Source organism: Arsenicicoccus dermatophilus (genome assembly GCF_022568795.1).
GTDB classification, from domain to species: Bacteria; Actinomycetota; Actinomycetes; order Actinomycetales; family Dermatophilaceae; genus Arsenicicoccus; species Arsenicicoccus dermatophilus.
The window spans coordinates 26,583-45,612 of record NZ_JAKZHU010000003.1 but is presented as its reverse complement, the minus strand read 5'-3'; the positions used below and the strand labels follow the sequence as shown (position 1 = coordinate 45,612).

20 protein-coding genes and 1 pseudogene are annotated in these 19,030 nt (G+C 74.6%); 8 read left to right on the top strand and 13 right to left on the bottom strand.

What is annotated here, in order from left to right; translation table 11 throughout:
* Nucleotides 1-40: 40 nt before the first annotated feature.
* Nucleotides 41-1,144: a hypothetical protein gene (locus tag MM438_RS14685; protein ID WP_241454065.1), complete on the bottom strand. Its 1,104-nt coding sequence runs from the start codon at nt 1,142-1,144 to the stop codon at nt 41-43.
* A gap of 208 nt (nt 1,145-1,352) precedes the next feature.
* On the opposite strand from MM438_RS14685, the gene MM438_RS14680 reads away from it, so the two are divergent.
* A complete protein-coding gene (locus MM438_RS14680) occupies nt 1,353-2,657 on the top strand; it encodes a M18 family aminopeptidase (protein WP_241454064.1) in 1,305 nt (434 codons plus the stop codon).
* 194 nt (nt 2,658-2,851) lie between these two features.
* Here MM438_RS14680 and MM438_RS14675 read toward each other — a convergent pair whose 3' ends face one another.
* From MM438_RS14675 to MM438_RS14635, 9 genes and pseudogenes are all read right to left on the bottom strand, one after another.
* Nucleotides 2,852-3,835, bottom strand: coding sequence for an NAD(P)H-quinone oxidoreductase (locus MM438_RS14675; RefSeq protein WP_241454063.1), 984 nt, complete (start codon nt 3,833-3,835; stop codon nt 2,852-2,854).
* A 79-nt stretch (nt 3,836-3,914) separates the two neighbouring features.
* The gene (locus tag MM438_RS14670; protein WP_241454062.1) at nt 3,915-4,094 is read right to left on the bottom strand and encodes a hypothetical protein; all 180 of its coding nucleotides are present in this window, start codon (nt 4,092-4,094) and stop codon (nt 3,915-3,917) included.
* 1 nt (nt 4,095) lies between these two features.
* Nucleotides 4,096-4,677: a molybdenum cofactor guanylyltransferase gene (gene mobA / locus MM438_RS14665; protein ID WP_241454060.1), complete on the bottom strand. Its 582-nt coding sequence runs from the start codon at nt 4,675-4,677 to the stop codon at nt 4,096-4,098.
* Entirely contained in the window at nt 4,674-5,567 is an 894-nt protein-coding gene (locus tag MM438_RS14660) for an IclR family transcriptional regulator (RefSeq protein WP_241454059.1), read from the bottom strand. Before MM438_RS14660 ends, mobA begins: the two co-directional genes overlap by 4 nt.
* 2 nt (nt 5,568-5,569) lie before the next feature.
* Complete coding sequence (panC, locus tag MM438_RS14655; RefSeq protein ID WP_241454058.1) at nt 5,570-6,421, bottom strand: pantoate--beta-alanine ligase; 852 nt, start codon at nt 6,419-6,421, stop codon at nt 5,570-5,572.
* A 37-nt stretch (nt 6,422-6,458) separates the two neighbouring features.
* Nucleotides 6,459-7,322: a 3-methyl-2-oxobutanoate hydroxymethyltransferase gene (gene panB / locus MM438_RS14650; protein ID WP_241454054.1), complete on the bottom strand. Its 864-nt coding sequence runs from the start codon at nt 7,320-7,322 to the stop codon at nt 6,459-6,461.
* 1 nt (nt 7,323) lies between these two features.
* Nucleotides 7,324-7,785 (bottom strand): aspartate 1-decarboxylase, encoded by a 462-nt coding sequence (panD, locus tag MM438_RS14645; protein ID WP_241454231.1) that lies wholly within the window; start codon nt 7,783-7,785, stop codon nt 7,324-7,326.
* A 177-nt stretch (nt 7,786-7,962) separates the two neighbouring features.
* Nucleotides 7,963-8,550: pseudogene (locus MM438_RS16855) on the bottom strand (DUF2520 domain-containing protein); the annotation flags it as partial.
* A gap of 272 nt (nt 8,551-8,822) precedes the next feature.
* Nucleotides 8,823-9,197 carry a nuclear transport factor 2 family protein gene (locus tag MM438_RS14635; protein ID WP_241454052.1) on the bottom strand — a complete coding sequence of 125 codons (375 nt, stop codon included), beginning with the start codon at nt 9,195-9,197 and terminating at the stop codon, nt 8,823-8,825.
* A 147-nt stretch (nt 9,198-9,344) separates the two neighbouring features.
* Between MM438_RS14635 and hutH the strand changes: the two genes are divergently transcribed.
* From hutH to mptB, 4 genes are read left to right on the top strand one after another with little or no spacing between them, the layout of a single operon-like run.
* Complete coding sequence (gene hutH / locus MM438_RS14630; protein WP_241454049.1) at nt 9,345-10,898, top strand: histidine ammonia-lyase; 1,554 nt, start codon at nt 9,345-9,347, stop codon at nt 10,896-10,898.
* Between the two features lie 41 nt (nt 10,899-10,939).
* A complete protein-coding gene (locus MM438_RS14625; protein WP_241454047.1) occupies nt 10,940-11,170 on the top strand; it encodes a hypothetical protein in 231 nt (76 codons plus the stop codon).
* Nucleotides 11,171-11,227: 57 nt separating this feature from the next.
* Nucleotides 11,228-12,514 (top strand): glycosyltransferase 87 family protein, encoded by a 1,287-nt coding sequence (locus MM438_RS14620; protein ID WP_241454046.1) that lies wholly within the window; start codon nt 11,228-11,230, stop codon nt 12,512-12,514.
* Complete coding sequence (gene mptB / locus MM438_RS14615) at nt 12,511-13,977, top strand: polyprenol phosphomannose-dependent alpha 1,6 mannosyltransferase MptB (RefSeq protein ID WP_241454045.1); 1,467 nt, start codon at nt 12,511-12,513, stop codon at nt 13,975-13,977. The genes MM438_RS14620 and mptB overlap by 4 nt, the downstream gene beginning before the upstream one ends.
* A gap of 18 nt (nt 13,978-13,995) precedes the next feature.
* On the opposite strand, the gene MM438_RS14610 is transcribed toward mptB, so the two are convergent.
* Nucleotides 13,996-15,141: a glycosyltransferase gene (locus MM438_RS14610; protein WP_241454039.1), complete on the bottom strand. Its 1,146-nt coding sequence runs from the start codon at nt 15,139-15,141 to the stop codon at nt 13,996-13,998.
* Nucleotides 15,142-15,271: 130 nt separating this feature from the next.
* Between MM438_RS14610 and MM438_RS14605 the strand changes: the two genes are divergently transcribed.
* Nucleotides 15,272-15,706 (top strand): cold-shock protein, encoded by a 435-nt coding sequence (locus tag MM438_RS14605; protein ID WP_241454035.1) that lies wholly within the window; start codon nt 15,272-15,274, stop codon nt 15,704-15,706.
* Nucleotides 15,707-15,923: 217 nt separating this feature from the next.
* Entirely contained in the window at nt 15,924-17,579 is a 1,656-nt protein-coding gene (gene hutU, locus MM438_RS14600; protein WP_241454034.1) for a urocanate hydratase, read from the top strand.
* A 37-nt stretch (nt 17,580-17,616) separates the two neighbouring features.
* On the opposite strand, the gene MM438_RS14595 is transcribed toward hutU, so the two are convergent.
* A complete protein-coding gene (locus MM438_RS14595; RefSeq protein WP_241454033.1) occupies nt 17,617-18,030 on the bottom strand; it encodes a hypothetical protein in 414 nt (137 codons plus the stop codon).
* Nucleotides 18,031-18,189: 159 nt separating this feature from the next.
* On the opposite strand from MM438_RS14595, the gene MM438_RS14590 reads away from it, so the two are divergent.
* Nucleotides 18,190-18,375: a hypothetical protein gene (locus tag MM438_RS14590; RefSeq protein ID WP_241454032.1), complete on the top strand. Its 186-nt coding sequence runs from the start codon at nt 18,190-18,192 to the stop codon at nt 18,373-18,375.
* A gap of 45 nt (nt 18,376-18,420) precedes the next feature.
* On the opposite strand, the gene MM438_RS14585 is transcribed toward MM438_RS14590, so the two are convergent.
* On the bottom strand, nt 18,421-19,026 hold the full coding sequence (locus tag MM438_RS14585; RefSeq protein ID WP_241454031.1) for a response regulator: 606 nt from the start codon (nt 19,024-19,026) through the stop codon (nt 18,421-18,423).
* Nucleotides 19,027-19,030: the final 4 nt, after the last annotated feature.

Here is a 19,030-nt window from a genome sequence, read left to right as displayed (position 1 = left end):
CCTCCCCTCGTGCGGTGAGGCGGCCTCCAGCGGGCTCGGGTCAGCGGCGCGCGGCGTGGGCGTCCAGGCGCTGCAGGCGGCTGACGGTGCCTGTCCGGGTCAGCGCCCAGGCCACGTCGGTGCCCTTCTCCACGGACACCTGCACGGTGCGGTCGCCCGGGTCACCCGCGACGACCTGCACCGACCCGTCGGCGCGGTGCAGGGCGAAGCGACCCTGCGCCGCCCCGAAGAGCGGGATGCCGTGCTGCTGCGTCCCGAGCGCGGCGGTGTCGCTGCCGCCGAGCACGGTGATGCCGTTGGCGAGCCTGGCCGCACCCGTGACCGGCCAGGCGATCGCCCCGTCCGCGAGATGCCGGACCCCACGGCTGTCACCGCGGGTCGTCGACGAGGAGATGTATGACGAGAAGCCGTACACCGTCGCGGACCTCGCCGACTCGGGCACGACCGCGGCGCCGGCGAACAGCCACGCGCTGCTCGTGGGCGGGGCCTGCCAGGTGGGAGCGACGTCGACGGCCGTGCCGCCCACCGGGACGAAGAGCTGCTCGGTCGTCGGGCGGGACGCCTCGGTGCCACGCGGCATCATCGGGGTGGCGCCGAAGGCCACAGCGGCCGGGCCCTGGGCGGCGTAGCTGCCGTAGGTCGCGACCTCGGCCCACCCGGCGCCCGTGAACCGCCACACCGTGGCGGTGGACCGCCCCGCCCCGGCCGTGACGTAGCAGCCCGGGCCCGGGACGTCGACGAGGTTGGTGACGCCACCGATGCCCTCCGGCAGCGCGACCTGGCTGAATCCCCGCCCGCGGGAGTGGAGCAGCCGCTTGCCGTCGGTGACCCAGACGTCCTGCGGGCTGCTCGCGGTCAGCCGCACCACGGCGTCCGCGGCGACGGCGCCGAGGCGCTGCGTGCTCACCCGGCCCCGGGCGACGTGCTGGACGACGAGCTGGCCGCGGGAGCGACCGGCCACCCACACGTCGCCGGCGGCCGGCGTGGCCAGGGACTCGGCGTCGATGCCCAGGGTGCGCTGCACCGTGAACCCGAGCGGCGCCGGCGTGGCGTGGTGACCCCGGTGCGCGGGAGCCGCGACGGCGGTCGAGGCGGCGGCCGGTGCGGCGGTGCCCGCGAGGGCAGCGGTGACCGCGAGCGTCATACGAAGGATCCTGCTGGACATGTGTTTCCCCCCCAGGAGCAGCTGTCCGGGCCGGTCGACCCGGCACAGCCATCGCGCGCCTGCCCCGAGACGGCCCGCCATAGCCCGACCTGACCAGATCGTGAGGATTCACCGGGAGCTTCCTGGATGGTCATGAGCGCGCAGGGGGTCGAGCGGCAGCCCGCCCCCGCCCGGCATACTGGGCGGCATGAGCCACTCCTTCGACACCGAGGTCGAGGCCCGCGGCCTGTGCACCTTCGTGGACGCTGCCCCGTCCCCCTTCCACGCCGTGCAGGAGGTCGGCCGCCTCCTCGACGCCGCCGGCTTCACCGAGCTGGCCGAGGCCGACGCGTGGCCGACGCAGCCCGGGCGCTACTTCACGGTGCGTGGCGGCTCCCTCGCGGCCTGGTCCACCGAGCACGCTGACGGACCGGCGACCCCCTTCCGGGTGCTGGGCGCGCACACCGACTCGCCCAACTTCCGGGTCCGCCCCAACCCCGACCTGTCCCGTCACGGCTGGGCCCAGCTGACCTGCGAGGTGTATGGCGGCCCCCTGCTCAACAGCTGGCTCGACCGCGACCTGGGCCTGTCCGGTCGGGTCGGCGTGCGCGGCCGCGACGGCGTGGAGACCCGCCTGGTGCACGTGGACACGCCGATCCTGCGCATCCCGCAGCTGGCGATCCACTTCGACCGCACCGCCAACGACGCGCTCACCCTCAACCCCCAGACCCAGCTCGTGCCCGTCTGGGGCACCGGCGGCGACGTGCCCTCGATGCGCGAGTTCCTCGCCGGCGAGCTGGAGGTCGACGGCGACGACGTCCTCGCCTGGGACCTGATGACCCACGACCTCACCCCGTCGACGATCCTCGGCGTGGACCGGTCGCTGATCGCCGCGCCGCGCCTGGACAACCTCGGCACGACCTACTGCGGCACCCGGGCCTTCGTCGACGCGGTCGACGGCGACGGGCCCTCCACGCCCCACATCCAGGTCCTGATCCTGTTCGACCACGAGGAGATCGGCTCGATGACCGAGCGCGGCGGCTTCTCCTCGATGCTGCCCACCGTCATGGAGCGCATCACCCGCTCCCTCGGTGGCGACCGCGACGACTACCAGCGCGCCCTCGCCGGCACCGTCGTCGCGTCCGGCGACATGGCCCACGCCACCCACCCCAACTATCCGCAGATGCACGAGCCCAACCACCAGGTCGCCATCAACGGCGGCCCCGTCCTCAAGACCAACGTCAAGGGGCGCTACGCCACCGACGCGGTGTCGGCCGGGTGGTTCCGGATCGCGTGCGACCAGGCGGGCGTGCCCATGCAGGACTTCACGGCGCGCGGCGACATGCCCTGCGGGTCGACGATCGGGCCGATGACCGCCTCCCAGCTCGGGGTCACCACCATCGACTTCGGCGCGCCGATGCTGTCCATGCACTCGGCTCGCGAGCTGATGGGCGCGCAGGACCCGGCGATGTATGCCGGAGCGCTGTCGGCCTTCCTCTCGCCGCAGGTCTGACCCTCGCTTCCGGCCCCGCTTCCGGCTCGGCATACGGAATCGCCTCTCGCTCGGGCGCGCGTCATCCGGGGCCAGGCTGGCCCCGTGGCACGTTCGAAGAGGGGGCTGAACGTGTTGGTCGGGGCCAGCCTGGCCCCGACCGACACGTGGTGGTGCGGTCCCGACACGTCTAGGTGCGGGCGGGAGCCGCGGGATCAGCCCTCCGCGTCGCCGACGAGGAGCAGCACCTTGCCGATGTGGGTGCCCTTGTCGAGCTCCTCGTGGGCGGCCGCGACCTCGGCCATCGGGAAGCGGGCGTGGACGATCGGGCGGATCTCCCCGGACTCGACCAGGGGCCAGACGTGCTCGCGCACCTCGTCGACCACGGCGGCCTTCTCCGAGCGGGGACGGGCTCGCAGCGAGGTCGCGATGACGGCGCCGCGCTTGGCGAGCAGCCTGCCGATGTTGAGCTCGGCCTTGACGCCGCCCTGCATCCCGATGATCACGAGCCGGCCGCCGGGGGCGAGCGCGGAGACGTTGCGGTCGAGGTATTTCGCGCCCATGTTGTCCAGGATCACGTCGGCCCCGCCGACGGCCTTGAGCTCCTCGACGAAGTCCTGCTCCTTGTAGTCGACCAGGACGGAGGCGCCGAGCTCCCGGCATACCTCCAGCTTGTCCGCGGAGCCGGCGGTGACGGCGACCTCGGAGCCCAGGCAGCGCGCGAGCTGGATCGCCATGGTGCCGATGCCGCTGGAGCCGCCGTGGACGAGCAGGGTCTCGTCGGGCTGGAGGCGGGCGGTCATGACCAGGTTGCTCCAGACGGTGCAGACCACCTCGGGGAGGGCGGCCGCGTCGACGAGCGAGACGCCCTCGGGGACGGGGAGCAGCTGACCGGCGGGGACGGCGACCTGCTCGGCATAGCCGCCGCCGGCGAGCAGCGCGCACACCTCGTCGCCGACCGACCAGCCGTCGACGTCGGCGCCCAGGGTGGCGATCCGGCCGCTGACCTCCAGGCCGGGGAGCTCGGACTCACCCGGGGGCGGTGGATAGTGACCCTGGCGCTGGAGCAGGTCCGCCCGGTTGACGCCGGCGGCGACGACGTCGACGAGCACCTCGTCGGGTGCGATCTCGGGGGCGGGGACGTCGCTGGGGGTGAGGACCTCGGGGCCGCCGAAGGACGGCAGGGTGATCGCCTTCATGGGTTCACCGTAAGACCTGCTGCCGGTCGTCGGACTCGCCTGGTCGACCCAGGGCGGCGGATCCGACCGCCACCGGGGGTCAGAACTGGTGGGTGAGGGTGAAGGAGAGGGCGGCCAGCGTCATCACCGTGACCGCGAGCGGGATCAGCAGGATCGACCACTGCGGGTGGTGGCGGCGCACCGGCCCGGTGAACGCGAACACGAACAGCACCCACGACAGCACGAACAGCGCGAGGGCGACGATCTCCCCGGTGGCCATGTCAGCCCCGGCAGCGAGCCCGGGCGGTGTCCAGGTCCGCGGGGGTGTCCACGTCGAGCAGCGCGTGCGTGGTGGGGGCCTCGACGCCGCTCATGCGGACCGCGGCGGCCTGCCGGTGCACGGACACGTCCCGCGTGCCGCTGGGGAAGGCGCCCCGCAGGGCGTGCGTGTCGTAGGCCGCGAGGAGCGGCTGCAGCTGCCCGGTCTCGTCCACGATCGCCACGGCCTCCACACCCGGCCGGCGGCGCTCGAAGGCCGCGACCACCAGCTCGGCGGCCTCGCCCGCGAAGGGGAGGTCGCCCGCGATGACGACGGTGACCGGCGTGGTGCTCAGCGCGGCGCCGGCGGCGATGCCCGCGGCGGGACCGCCGAGCGGCGGCTCCTCGCGGGTCCAGCCCACCGGGCGTGTCGTGGGGCGCTCCTGACCGACGCAGACGACCTCCCAGCCCGCCGGGAGGCGGCCGAGCAGGTGGTCGAGCACGGTGGTGTCGTCGAGCGTGGCGGCGGTCTTGTCCTGCCCACCCATGCGCTCGGAGGTGCCGCCGCACAGCACGACGACGGTGACGAGGGAATCCAGACTCATGGGTGCTCCTTGTGGGGGCCGCCGAGTCGGCGGGTGAGCTCGTGGGCGGCCTGTCGAGACGCCGCGGCAAGGGGCTCCACCGCGGTGTGGGCGTCCCTAGGGTAGGTGATGGCGACGGCGGCGACGGGGTGGCCTGCCGCGCCGAGGACCCCGCAGGCCACGGAGGCCATCCCGTCGGTCACGGTGCCCACCTCGACCGCGTAGCCGCGAGAACGGACTTCGGCCAGGGCGGCCCGCAGCGCGTGCAGGGTGCGCGGTCCCTGGTCCCCCCGGGTGACGAACGCGCCACGGTCCGGGAAGAGCGCCCGCACCTGCGCGTGCGGCAGCGCCGCGAGCATCGCCAGCCCGCTCGCCGTGAGCTGTGCGGGCAGCCGGACGCCCACGTCGGTGACCAGCATCGGGCGGCCGGGGGCGCGCTCCTCCAGGACGTAGAGCACGTCGCGGCCGTGCAGCACGGCGAGGTGTCCGTTGTGGGTGGTCTCCTCGACGAGCCGGCTGAGCACCGGCCGCCCGATGCGGGCCAGCCCGGCCTGCCGGGTGTAGGCCGAGCCCAGCTCGAAAGCCGCCACCCCCAGGCCGTAGCGCCGCTCCTCGGGCAGGTGCGTCACGAAGCCCTCGTCGACGAGCAGGGCCAGCAGCTTGTATGCCGTGGAGCGGGGCATCCCTAGGTCCCGGGCGATGGCGGCGGCGGGCAGCGGCTCGGGGTGGCGCGCCAGCAGCCGCAGGATCCCCAGGGTCGCGGTGGCCGCAGGTGCGGGCGACCCCGACACGGGGGCAGGGGAGCCCGGGGCGGGGGAGCCGGGGGCGGGTGGCCGCGAGCCGGGCGACCCCGGGTGGGGTGCCCGCGATCCCGGCATCGCCGTGGACCGGCGCACGGAGGGGGAGGTCACGCTCAGGGCTGCAGGATCGTGTTGTCCAGCAGGCGGGTCCGCCCGAACCTCACGACCATCGAGACGAGCGCCCCGGTCCCGGGAAGGGTGTCGAGCTCGGCGAGGGTGTCCGGGTCGGCGACCGAGACGTAGTCGAGCTCGCCCGCGGGGGCCTCGCGCTGCACGAGGTCGCGCACCAGAGCCCGCAGCTCGTCGGCGTCGCGACCTCCGTCGCGCCATACCTGCTCGACGGCCCGGACGGCGCGGGAGAGCACCACGGCCTGGGACCGCTGCTCGGGGGTGAGATAGACGTTGCGGCTGGACCGGGCCAGGCCGTCGGCCTCGCGGACGATCGGCTCGACCCGCACGTCGACCGGGAGCGCCAGGTCGCGCACGAAGCGTCGCACCACGACGGTCTGCTGGGCGTCCTTCTGCCCGAAGTACGCCCGGTGCGGCCGCACGACGTTGAACAGGATGGTGCACACGGTCGCCACCCCGGCGAAGTGCCCCGGCCGACGCTCGCCCTCGAGCACCTCGGTCACCCCGTGGATCTCGACCGACGTCGCCGACCCGGGGGGATAGACGTCCTCGTCGCCCGGCGTCCACACCAGGTCGACCCCCGCGTCGCGCAGCAGCGCCAGGTCGCGGTCCAGGTCGCGCGGATAGGTCGCCAGGTCCTCGCCCTCGCCGAACTGCTTGGGGTTGACGAAGATCGACACCGCGACGGCCCCGCCGTCGCGCTGTGCCGCGCGCACCAGCGACAGGTGCCCCTCGTGCAGGTAGCCCATCGTCGGGACGAGCGACAGCTCCTGCCCGTCGGCGAGCAGCTCGGTGCGCGCCCGGTCGAGCTCGGCGCGGGTGGTGACGACGTGCATGGTGCTCTGCTCCTCGGAGGTCGTGTGCCGGAAGGGACTACGTGGGCTCGTCCGCCCGCCGCACGGCCTCGGCGAGGACCTCGGGGTCCATGGCGGCGGCGTTGGCTGCGGTGGGGAAGCGGCGCTCGCGGACGTCGTCGGCCAGCCGGTCCAGGGCGGCGGCCGCGTGGTCGGCGAGCGTGGCGTAGCGGGTGGTGTGGCGGGGCACGTGCTCGTCGTAGAGCCCGAGCACGTCGTGCCAGACCTGGACCTCGCCGGAGCAGCCGGCGCCGGAGCCGATCCCGATGGTGGGCACGGGGACTCGTGCCGTGATGGCGTCGGCGAGCGGCGCGGGGACGAGCTCGAGCACGATCGACCAGGCGCCCGCCTCGGCGAGGGCCTCCGCGTCGCGGAGCAGCTCCTCGGCGCGGGCGGCGTCCTTGCCCTGGACGCGCAGCCCGATCTGGTGGACCGACTGGGGGGTGAGCCCGAGGTGGCCCATGACCGGGATGCCCGCGTCGACGAGCCGGCGCACGGTGGGGGCGACGGTGCGGCCGCCCTCGAGCTTGACCGCGCCGGCGCCGCCCTCGGCCATCAGGCGGCCGGCGCTGCGCAGCGCGTCCTCGGGCGTGGCGTAGGTGAGGAAGGGCAGGTCGGCGACGACCAGGGCGCGCCGGGTGCCGCGGACGACGGCGCGGCAGTGGTAGATCACGTCGTCCAGCGTCACGGGCAGCGTCGAGTCCTGGCCCTGGACGACCATGCCCAGCGAGTCGCCGACGAGCACCATCGGGATCGAGGTGCGGTCCACGACCCGCGCGGAGGTGTAGTCGTAGCAGGTCACCATCGGCAGCCGCTCGCCGTCGGCATGGGACCGGAGCAGGTCGGGGACGGTGCGCCGGCGGACCGGCTGGTAGACGGACACGTCAGCCCTCGTGCTCGGCGGACGCGACGTCGGGGGCCGCGTCGGGGGACAGGGTGTCGGCGGCCGGGCCCTCGACGGGCCGGGGGCCGCGCAGCGCCTGGGGGTGCTCGCGGCTGGTGATCAGCTCGGCGATCGAGTTGTCGCTGGGGTCGACCAGGACGACGCGGGGGTGCCAGTCCTCGGGCACCGGCACGGTCACCTGCTGGTAGGCCATGACGATGACCAGGTCGCCGGGCTGCACGAGCCGGGCGGCGGCGCCGTTGAGCTGGATCTCGCCCGAACCGCGCTCGCCGGGGATGGTGTAGGTCTCCAGACGCGCGCCGTTGTCGATGTCGACGACCTGCACGCGCTCGTAGGAGTCGATGCCGGCGGCGTCGAGGAGGTCCTCGTCGATGGTGATCGAGCCGACGTAGTGCAGGTCGGCGGCGGTGACGCGGGCGCGATGGATCTTGCCGCTGACCATGGTCTTGAGCTGCACGAGGGGTCCTCCGGGTGTGGGGGTGAGCGTCCCGATGCTAGGTGACGCGGCGGGGTGCCCGGTGTCCGTCGGCTGATCGAGGGCCGTCAGGGTGACCTGGATCTCGGCCTCGGACCGGCCTCTGGCCTGCAGCAGCGGTATGACGGACCGGGCTGCGGCGGCACAGAGGTCCCGGGCCGCCGGGTCGTCGACGAGCGCCTCGCGGTGGCGGGCGAGGGTGCCGGTGTCGCCGCGGACGAGGGGTCCGGTGAGGGCCTGGGCGGGTCCCACCGCGTCCACGGCGGCGAGCGAGCCCCGGACCAGGTCGGTGAGCGCCCGCCGGGACCCCTCGCCGATCCCGCAGGTGCGCAGCAGGGCCTCGGCCTGGGCGACCGCGGCGACGGTGCCGAGGACGGCCAGGCTCGCGGCGGCGTGGTAGGTCGCGCGGTGCTCGGGGGCGAGGCGGGCGGGGACGCCGCCGAGGCTGCGGGTGAGGGCGTCGAGGCGGGTGGCGAGGGGCTCGGGCGCGGTGATCGTGCACAGGGTGCCGGGGGTGACTCGGGCCGCTGTCGTGGGGAAGGCCTGGAAGGGGTGCCAGCACCCGGTCGTCCAGCCGCGGTCGGCGAGGGCGGCCAGGGCGTCCGGCCCGGTGGCGCCGGAGCAGTGGACCGCGGCGGCCCGGCTCGAGGCCTCGTCGAGGTCCCGTGCGGCGCAGCGCGTCTCGTCCGCGTCGGCCGCGAGATCGTCGGCCGCACCTGGCGACCCGTCCACCGCCCGGTCGAGGTCCCTTGCCGCGCGTGCCAGCTCGGTCGCCACCAGCGGGATCGCGTCGTCGCTCACCGCCAGCACGAGCAGCCCGCCGTCGTCGCGGACCCGGGCCACGGCCTCGGCATACGTCAGGGTTGGCGCCCCGCAGGAGGCCGCCAGCGCGGCCACCCGGCCCGCGTCGCGCCCGCACACCCCGGCGAGCTCCCTCACCTCGGCGAGCCCGTGCGCCAGGGCGCTCGCGACCCGCCCGGTGCCGACGACGACGGTGGGGGCGCTCACGCCAGCGGGGCGTAGAAGTAGGTCGTGCGCCGGACGATCCGGTCGCCGTCGAGGGTGTAGAAGTCGCTGAACCTCAGGTCGAGCGGGGCCCCGTCGCGCCGGACGCCCCGGAAGGTGCCCTGCACGGCCACCTCGTCGCCCGCCACCACGGCGTGGGTGAGCGTGTGCCGACCGGACTCGATGACCCGCTCCCCGCCGTAGAACGCGCGCAGCCCCTCGTGCCCGGTGATCGGGGGGTAGCCCGGCCGCTCGTAGGTCGCGTCCGGTGCGAACAGCTGCACCAGCGCCTCCGTCTCGCCGGCGTCGACGAGCTCGAAGTAGCGGCGGACGGTCTCCGGGACCGCCGGCGGCGTCGTGGGGGTCTGGCTCATGAGGTGGGTCCTTTCGTCAGGCGACCTGGTCATGGCGTCGCCGACGGTATGCGGTGTCGAACGGCTCGACCACATCGTCTCGGATACGGGACACTACCGCTGCCCCCGGGGGCGACCGACCCACCCGCCCGCCCCACAATCGTGCTCATGGACGAGCAGCAGCAGACCGTGCGTGTGGGCCGCGGGCCCCTGACCTTCGAGGACGTGGTGGCGGTGGCCCGCCACGACGCCCGGGTCGAGCTGACCGGGTCGGCCGTCGAGGAGATCGCCCGGTCCCGCGCGGTCGTCGAGGGCCTGGCCGGCGACACGGTGCCGCACTACGGCGTCTCCACCGGCTTCGGGGCGCTCGCCAACCGCCACATCCCGCTCGACCTGCGCGCCCAGCTGCAGCGCTCGCTCGTCCGCTCGCACGCCGCGGGCTCCGGTCCCGAGGTGGAGCGCGAGGTGGTCCGCGCCCTGATGCTGCTGCGCCTGTCCACCCTCGCCACCGGTCGCACCGGGGTAAAGGTCGAGACCGCCCAGGCGTATGTCGGGATGCTCGACGCCGGGATCACCCCGGTCGTCCACGAGTACGGATCGCTCGGCTGCTCGGGCGATCTCGCGCCCCTGGCCCACTGCGCGCTGGCGCTGATGGGGGAGGGCCCGGTGCGGCTGCGCTCCGGCGAGCAGGTAGCCGCCGCCGACGCCCTGCGCGACGCGGGCCTGGCGCCGATCCGCCTGGAGGAGAAGGAAGGTCTGGCCCTGATCAACGGCACCGACGGCATGCTCGGCATGCTGGTGCTGGCGATCACCGACCTGCGCCACCTGCTCAAGGTCGCCGACATCAGCGCCGCGATGAGCGTCGAGGGCCTGCTCGGCACCGACGCGGTCTTCGCCGCCGACCTGCACGAGCTGCGGCCCCACCCGGGCCAGTCCGCGTCGGCCGCCAACCTGCGAGCGGTGCTGGCCGACAGCCTGATCCGCGAGTCCCACCGCTCGCACGCCTGCACCCGGGTGCAGGACGCCTACTCGCTGCGCTGCGCCCCGCAGGTCGCGGGCGGCGCGCGGGACACGGTGGCGCACGCGGCGCAGGTGGCCTCCCGCGAGCTCTCTGCCGCCGTGGACAACCCCGTGGTCACCCTGGACGGGCGGGTCGAGTCCAACGGCAACTTCCACGGGGCACCCGTCGCCTACGTCCTGGACTTCCTGGCCATCGTCGCCGCCGACGTCGCCTCGATGAGCGAGCGGCGCACCGACCGCTTCCTGGACACGGCCCGCAACCACGGCCTGGAGCCCTTCCTCGCCGACGACCCCGGCGTGGACAGCGGCCACATGATCGCGCAGTACACCCAGGCCGCGATCGTCTCGGAGCTGAAGCGCCTCGCGGTGCCCGCCTCCGTCGACTCGATCCCCTCCAGCGCCATGCAGGAGGACCACGTGTCGATGGGCTGGTCGGCCGCCCGCAAGCTGCGCCGCGCCGTCGACGGTCTGGCCCGGGTGCTCGCCATCGAGGTGCTGACCGCCGCCCGCGGCATCGAGCTGCGGGCCCCGCTGCAGCCCTCGCCCGCCACGGGCGCCGCGATCGGCGTGCTGCGCGACGGCGGCTGGGAGGGACCCGGCATCGACCGCTTCCTCGCCCCCGACATCGCGCTCGCCCACCAGGTCGTGGCCGACGGGAGCCTGCTCGCCGCGGTGGAGGGGGTCACCGGCCCCCTGCGCTGACGGCACGGCATACTGGATCTCTCTGGACCGAGGGGGATCTCGTGCGTGATCTGACCTGGCCGCTGTCGCGATGGGGACGTTTCCTGATGGGGGTGGCGCTGGCGCTCGTCGCCGGGCTGCTCGCCGCCGGGGTGCTGGCGCTGCTGGGGCAGGACCCCGCCGTGCCGGAGATCCTCTTCGGAGCGCTCGTCTCGGGAGTCCTGCACGGGGCGCTGATGACGGTGGCGCTGCAGGGCGGCGAGAACGTCTGGCACCCGCAGCGGCCACGCTGACCTGGGGCTGCCGACGCGCGGTCCGGAGCGTCACCGGGGTCGAGGAGCGTTCGCGCCGTGGCTCTCCCGGTGAACGCCGTCCGCCTGCCCGCCTCCCGTCCCTCGTCCTGGTCACCCGAGCGCACCGCCTGGTGGGTGACCTGCCTGCTCGTCGTCGCCGTCCCGGCGGCAGCGGTCCTGGCGCAGGGCTACGTCGGCGCCGACGTCGCGGGCTATCGCCGCGGCGGCGAGGGCGTCGGGCGCCTCGACGACCTCTACCGCACGGGCTGGCAGGGGCTGCCGTTCACCTATCCGCCGTTCGCCGCCCTGGCGTTCTGGCCGCTGCACCTGGTGCCGCCCGTCGTGATGTCGGCGCTGTGGTCGGCGCTCGTCGGGGCGCTGCTGGCTCGCACCACCTGGCTCCTCGCAGGCCCCCTGCGGGCGGCCTCGCCCGGAGGTCAGGAGGTGGCGGGCGGGTGGCGCCCTCCGGCATACCTCCGCGCGACCCTGCTGCTCGCCGCCACGGTCGTGAGCGAGCCCGTCCTGCGCACCTATCTCCTCGGGCAGGTCAACGCGCTCGTGGTCTGGCTGCTCGTCGAGGACTGGCTGGGCCGAGGTCGGCTGCGGGGCCGGCTCACCGCGCTCGCGGTCGGCCTCAAGCTCACCCCCGCCATCGTCGGGCTCGCGCTGGTGCTCGAGGGACGGTGGAAGACGCTGGGCGCGACCGTGCTCGGCACGCTCGGCACGATCGCCGTGGCCTGGCTGGTGCGGCCGCACTCGTCGGTGACCTACTGGTTCGGCGCGCTCCTGGACCCGGGCCGCGTCGGTGGCATCGAGTATGTCGGCAACCAGTCCCTGCGGGGCGTGATCTGGCGGCTCGCCGGCCCCGGGGGAGCCCCGGCGGTGCGGGTCACGCTGTCGCTGCTGACCGTCGGGCTCGTCGCCGTCGTCGCCCGCCGGGCCGTCGGCGCGGACGACCGCCTCGGCGCCCTCCTCGTCTGCCTGGTGGCGGGCTGGCTGGTGTCGCCGATCAGCTGGTCCCACCACTGGGTGCTGCTCGTGCCCTTCCTGGTGTGGTGCTGGCGCGGCAGGGATCTCGCGGTGCGGGCCGTCGTCGTGGCGCTGCTGCCGTGGGCCTACGGCTGGCTGCCCTGGCTGACGCCGAGCGAGCACCACGCGGAGTTCCACCACACCGCCTGGCAGCGGCTGCTCGTCGACGCCCAGCCGCTGCTGACGCTCCTCCTGCTCGCCCTCGTGGCGGTCCGGCCGGGGCGGTCACGGGCGACCGACTATCTCGTCGTTCAGCCTGCGGCCACCTGTCGTTCACGACCAGCGACCCAGGGCGACCTATCGTCGGCGAGGTGATCAGGCGTGGTGTCGTCGGGGCCTCTCTCGTCCTGGTGGGGGGCTTCGTCACGACACCGCTTCCCCGCTCCGTCGGAGCCGACCTGGTGGCGCCGCTGGCGCACGTCGGCAGCACCATGGAGGGGCGGATGGTGGGCCTCGCGCTCAACGTCCTCGGCCTCGCGCTGCTGTCCTGGGCCTGGCTCACCCTGGTCAAGGCGTGCAGCCGCGGCCACGACGGCATCGGCCTCGCCACCGTGCGGCGAGCGACCTGGGCCTGGTCGCTGCCCCTGCTGCCCGCGGCCCCGCTGTTCAGCCGGGACGGGTTCAGCTACGTCGCCCAGGCCGAGCTGACCCGACGCCTGCTGTCGCCCTACACCTTTGCCCCCGACATGCTCAGCGGCGCCTGGAACGAACGCGTCGACCCCCGGTGGCTGACCACCGTGACGCCCTACGGGCCGGTGCCCCTCGTGTGGGGGGCCGTCAGCACCACCCTGACGCGAGATCCCTACGTCGCCATCGTGCTCGAACGCTGCTCGTCCCTGCTCGGCATCGCGCTGCTGCTGCGGGCCACCCCGCACCTCGCGCGGTGGTGCGGACGCGACGACGCCACCGTCACCGCGCTCGTCGTCGCCAGCCCGCTGATGATCGCCCACGGGGTCGGCGGGCTCCACAACGACGTGCTCCTCGCCGGTCTCGCCGCCGCCGGCCTGGCCCTCGCCGGACGCGGGCAGTGGGGCTGGGGCGCGGTGCTGGTCGGTCTCGCCGCCGCCGTCAAGGTCCCCGCCGGCATGGTCGCCGTCGGCATCGTCCTGGTCAGCCTGCGCGCGGACGCCACCCTGCGGGCACGCCTGACCCGGGCCCTGGCCGTCGCCGCGGTCGCGGTCGCCACCCTCGTCGCCGCCGGCATCCCCTATCACCTGGGCGTCGGGTGGGTCTCCGCCCTCGCGGTGCCCGGGGAGGTGCTGACGCCCTTCTCGGTGTCGAGCACCGTCGGTCGCGTGATCGGCTGGGCCGCCGAGCGACTCGGGGCCGAGGACGTGTGGGCGACCTGCATCACCGTGGCCCGCACGATCGGCATGGCGCTCGCGGTGCTCGTGGGCGCCGTCGTCGCCCTGCGAGCGCGCACCGGGGACCGGCCCGCCGCTCTGGCCGGGCTGGCCGTCACCATGCTCGCCGTCCTGCTGCTCAGCCCCGTCGTGCACGCGTGGTACGCCCTATGGGTCGTGCCCTTCGTGGCGCCGCTGCGGCTCGGGCAGCGGCGGCTGCGGGTGCTGCTCGCGGTCAGCATGGTCGCCGGGATCTCGGCGCCGCTGGACTCCTCGCTCGAGGGGGCGATCCCCGCGACCGTGCTCACCACGGCGATGGTGCTGGCCGTCGTGGTGCCTCTGCTGGTGCGGACGGGTCCGGTGGCGTCGGCCGCGCGCCTCACGCCGGCCGAGCACGCCGACGCCGACCGCGTGGCCGCTGGCCTGGTCGCCTGACCGGCAGACCGCCCGCGGTCAGTCGCGGGGACGGGCGGCCAGCTCGCGGTGCAGCGCCAGCATCCGCTCCACCGGCGCCGACCAGGGATAGCGCTCGGCGCGCGCCCGCGCCGCCAGGCGCCGCTGCGCCTCCGGCCGCTCGGCGACGCGGAGCACGGCGTCGGCCAGGGCCTCGGGGTCGTCGGCGGGCGCCCAGCCGCCCGAGGTGTCGTCGACGAGCTCGCGGGCACCCCCGCGGTCGGCGGTCACCACGGGGGTGCCGCACGCCAGGGCCTCCAGCACCGCCAGCCCGAAGGTCTCGCCCGCGCACAGGCTCAGCGAGACGTCGGCCTCCCCGAGCCGGCGGGCGATGGCCCCGCGGCCGGCCACGTGCCCGTGGAAGACCACCGGCAGACCGGCGGCCAGCGCCTCCAGCTCGCCGCGCATCGGGCCCTCGCCATACACGTCCAGGTGGACCGGGACGCCGCGACGGTGCAGGGCGCGCAGCACCTTGATCGACAGGTGCGGCTCCTTCTCGCGGGACAGGCGCCCGGCGTGGACGAGGCGGAGCAGGCCGTCCCGGGGCATGTCGGCGCGGGCGGCCTCGTCGAGCGGCGCGAAGGTCTCCAGGTCCACCCCGAGCGGCACCCGGTGCAGCCGTGTCGCGTCGACGGCCGCGAGCCCCGAGAACTCGCCCGCGGCATACGCGCTCGTGACCACGATCTCGTCGTAGACGCGGGCCAGCCGCCCGTTGAACCACCGCAGCGGGTGCCGCAGGCTGCGGGACAGGCCCGTGCCCAGCCCCACCCGCAGCGAGAGCATCGCGTCGAGCCGCTCGTGGGAGAACAGCACCGTCGGGATGCCCCGCCGCCTGGCGGCCACGGTGACCGCGAGCAGGGTCGTCTTGTCCGAGACCTCCAGCGAGGTGGGCCCGAAGGCCTCGAGCGCCCGCAGCACCGGCCGGGGGTCGACGATCATCCGGTAGCCGCCCGAGACGGTGGGCGCCGCCACCGTGACCACCCACCCGAGCTCGGTCTCGATCCAGTCGTCGATGGAGCCGGGCACCACGAGCAGCCGCTGCGCGCCACCGGCGCGGTAGCCGCGGGCGAGCTGGTCGATCGCGATCTTCATGCCGCCGGACGTCGGGCCCACGAAGTTGGCCAGCTGGGCGATGCGGAGCTCCACACCGCGACCCTAGCGGCCCGCCCGGAGAGGGGGGCTGCCGCGGGCCGCCGCGCCCGGCGGCGGGCCACGACCTGGCGCCGGAGCGGTGCGATCCCCGCACGGCCCCCTCACGGTGGGTAGTCTGCGAGTCATGGCGGATGTGATCCAGGGCGAGGTGCTGTCGTTCGACGCGGTCAAGGGGTACGGCTTCATCGCCCCGATGGACGACGGCCCGGACGTGTTCCTCCACGTCAACGACATCGTCGGCGACCGGTCCCAGGTGCGACCGGGCGTGATCGTGGAGTACGTCGCGGAGGAGGGTGCCAAGGGCCCCAAGGCCGCGGAGGTCCGGGCGCTCGGTGACGAGACCGACGTCCGCCGGCTGCGGGCCCAGGCCGTCGACCCGGTGGCGGTCCGCGACGACCGCCCCGACGGCGAGGTGGACGTGCTGTCGCCGCGCGAGTTCGAGGCCACGGTCACCGAGCTGCTGCTGCGCGCCGAGCCCACGCTCACGGGCACCCAGATCGTCCACCTGCGCACCCGGCTCGGCGCCATGGCGCGCGGGTTCGGCTGGGTCGAGGACTGACCGCTCCGCCGCGCTGGTCGCCGCCGTCCTCGCGGCGGGCGGCACCGGTCACCCGGCACCGGACGCACGCCGTCCTCGGCTGACGTCTCGGATCCGGGACGGTTCCGCGGTCGGGCTGCTGGTCCGGCGTGCTGCCCGGGGGTGGGATGGGAGGACGTTCTTTCCGGCCTACGGTCAGGCAGTGCTGCCGGGACCGCATCACCAGCAGGAGGCAGCCATGGACGGCGCCCGCCCCGTCCGCGCACCGCGCGGCACCACCCTCACCGCGCGCAGCTGGCAGACCGAGGCCCCGCTGCGCATGCTCATGAACAACCTCGACCCCGAGGTGGCCGAGCGTCCCGACGACCTCGTGGTCTACGGCGGGACCGGCCGGGCGGCCCGCGACTGGCGCAGCTTCGACGCCATGGTGCGCACCCTGACCACCCTCAAGGACGACGAGACCATGCTGGTCCAGTCCGGACGACCCGTCGGCGTCGTGCAGACCCACGAGTGGGCGCCGCGCGTGCTCATCGCCAACTCCAACCTCGTCGGCGACTGGGCGACCTGGGAGACGTTCCGCGAGCTGGAGCAGCGCGGGCTGACGATGTACGGCCAGATGACCGCCGGCTCCTGGATCTACATCGGCACGCAGGGCATCCTGCAGGGCACCTACGAGTGCTTCGCGGCCATCGCCGAGCGGCGGTATGCCGGCACCCTCGCCGGCACCCTGACCCTCACCGGCGGGTGCGGCGGCATGGGCGGCGCGCAGCCGCTCGCCGTGACCCTCAACGGCGGCGTCGTGATCGTCGTCGACGTGGACGAGGCGCGGCTGCGGCGCCGGGTGGAGCACCGCTACCTCGACGTGGTGGCCTCCTCGCTCGACGACGCGGTCGAGCAGGCGCTCGCCGCCAAGAGCGCGCGACAGGCGCTGTCCGTCGGCGTCGTCGGCAACTGCGCCGAGGTCTTCCCCGAGCTGCTGCGTCGCGGCGTCGAGATCGACGTCGTCACCGACCAGACCTCCGCCCACGACCCGCTCAGCTATCTGCCGGTCGGCGTCGAGGTCGACGAGTGGGCCGACTACGCCGCCAAGAAGCCCGAGGAGTTCACCGACCGGGCGCGCGAGTCCATGGCCGCCCACGTGCAGGCGATGGTCGACTTCCAGGACCGCGGCGCCGAGGTCTTCGACTACGGCAACTCGATCCGCGACGAGGCCCGCAAGGGCGGCTGCGAGCGCGCCTTCGAGATCGAGGGCTTCGTGCCGCGCTACATCCGGCCGCTGTTCTGCGAGGGCAAGGGCCCCTTCCGCTGGGCGGCGCTGTCCGGCTCCCCCGAGGACATCTACGCCACCGACCGCGCGGTGCTCGACCTCTTCCCCGACGACGACCGGCTGCAGCGCTGGATCCGGGGGGCGCGCGACAAGGTCGCCTTCGAGGGCCTGCCCGCCCGCATCTGCTGGCTGGGGTATGGCGAGCGTGACCGCGCCGGGCTGAAGTTCAACGACATGGTCGCGAGCGGCGAGCTGCAGGCCCCCGTGGTGATCGGCCGTGACCACCTGGACTGCGGCTCCGTGGCGTCGCCCTACCGCGAGACCGAGGCCATGGCCGACGGCTCCGACGCCATCGCCGACTGGCCCCTGCTCAACGCCCTCGTCTCCACGTCGTCGGGCGCCTCCTGGGTGTCGATCCACCACGGCGGCGGCGTCGGCATCGGTCGCTCCATCCACGCCGGGCAGGTGTCCGTCGCCGACGGTACGCCGCTCGCTGCGCAGAAGCTCGCCCGTGTGCTCCGCAACGACCCCGGCATGGGCGTGATCCGGCACGTGGACGCGGGCTACGAGCGGGCCGACGAGGTCGCGGCCGAGCGCGACGTGCGGATCCCCATGCGCGAGGGCTGAGCCGCCCGGCCACGGCCGCCCGGTCGCCCGGCCCCGGTCACCCCTGCTGCGGGTGGTCGGGGCCGCCGTCCGGCATACGGCTGGGCAGCTCCGCGGGACGCAGCAGCCGAGGCAGCCGCCGCTGCAGGCCGCGCAGGGCCTGGAGGGTCTCGACGTCGTCGAGGCCGGTGCACGTCTGCCACTCCACCCCCACGCCCAGGCCGTCGCTGACGAAGGCGATCTCGGTGCAGTCCAGCGCCCAGTACCAGTCCTCGGCGGTGAGGCCCGCGCCGCTCGAGATCGCCTGACGGAGGCGGTCGGTCCGGGCATGGAAGTCGGCCGCGTCGGCGCACTCCAGCAGGGTGACCAGGGCGGGGTTCGGGGAGACCGGGCCGCCCCACTCGCCCAGGCCGCTGCCCAGCACCTGCTGCTCGATCGGGGTGAGCTCGATGGTGATCGTCGGGTCCGTCATCACCCGAGCATCGCGCACCCCGGGCCGGGGGTGACCTGCGTCGTCCACAGGCTCCGGGGGTGCGCCCGAAAGAAGTAGGGTGCGGGATACAACCATTCAGGGGATCGCTGCGTCTGACAGTCGTGCGGCCGCCGGGTGCGCACCTCCTGAGGGGATCCGATGAGAAGTCTCAAGACGGTGGCTGCCGTGGCCGTCGCGCTGATGATCGTGATGCTGCACCTGTCGGTCTGCGACACCGAGCAGCCGGCGTCGCCGCAGGGGCGAGCGGTGTCCGTGATCGTGGGCTACGTGCGGCACGCACCGGCGCCGACACGCACCCTGCCGCCCCCGTCCGCCCTGCCCTGATCCCCCGCTCGGCACGACACCCGCAGGTGTGCCGGGAGGACGGCGTCAGAGCCACCCGCGCTGCTGGGCCTCGCGGGCGGCCTCCACGGCGGTGGCGGTCGACGTCTTGGTGATGGCCGACGAGAGGTGGTTGCGCACCGTCCCGGCCGACAGGAACAGTCTCGACGCGATCGCCGGCGCCCGATGTCCCTCGAGCGCGAGTCGCAGCACGTCGACCTCGCGGGCGGTGAGCGGCGACGCGCCGCCGTACAGGGACTCGGTGGCGAGCGCCGCGTCGACGACGCGCAGCCCAGCGTGGACCCGCCGCACGGCCTCGGCCAGCTCGCAGGCGGGCGCGTCCTTGACCACGAAGCCCGAGGCCCCGGCCTCCAGCGCCCGCCGCACATAACCGGGCCGCCCGAAGGTAGTCACCACCAGCGACCGCACCCCGGTCGTGTCGTGGGCGAGCTGCGCGGCCACGGCGATCCCGTCGAGCCCGGGCATCTCGATGTCGAGCAGGCACACGTCGGGGCGGGTCCGGAGGACCGCGGGCAGCACCTCGTCGCCGCGCCCGACCTGGGCGACGACCTCGAGGTCGGGCTCCAGCGAGAGCAGCGCGGCGAGCGCCCCGCGCACCATGGCCTGGTCGTTGGCGAGCAGCAGCCGGATCACAGGG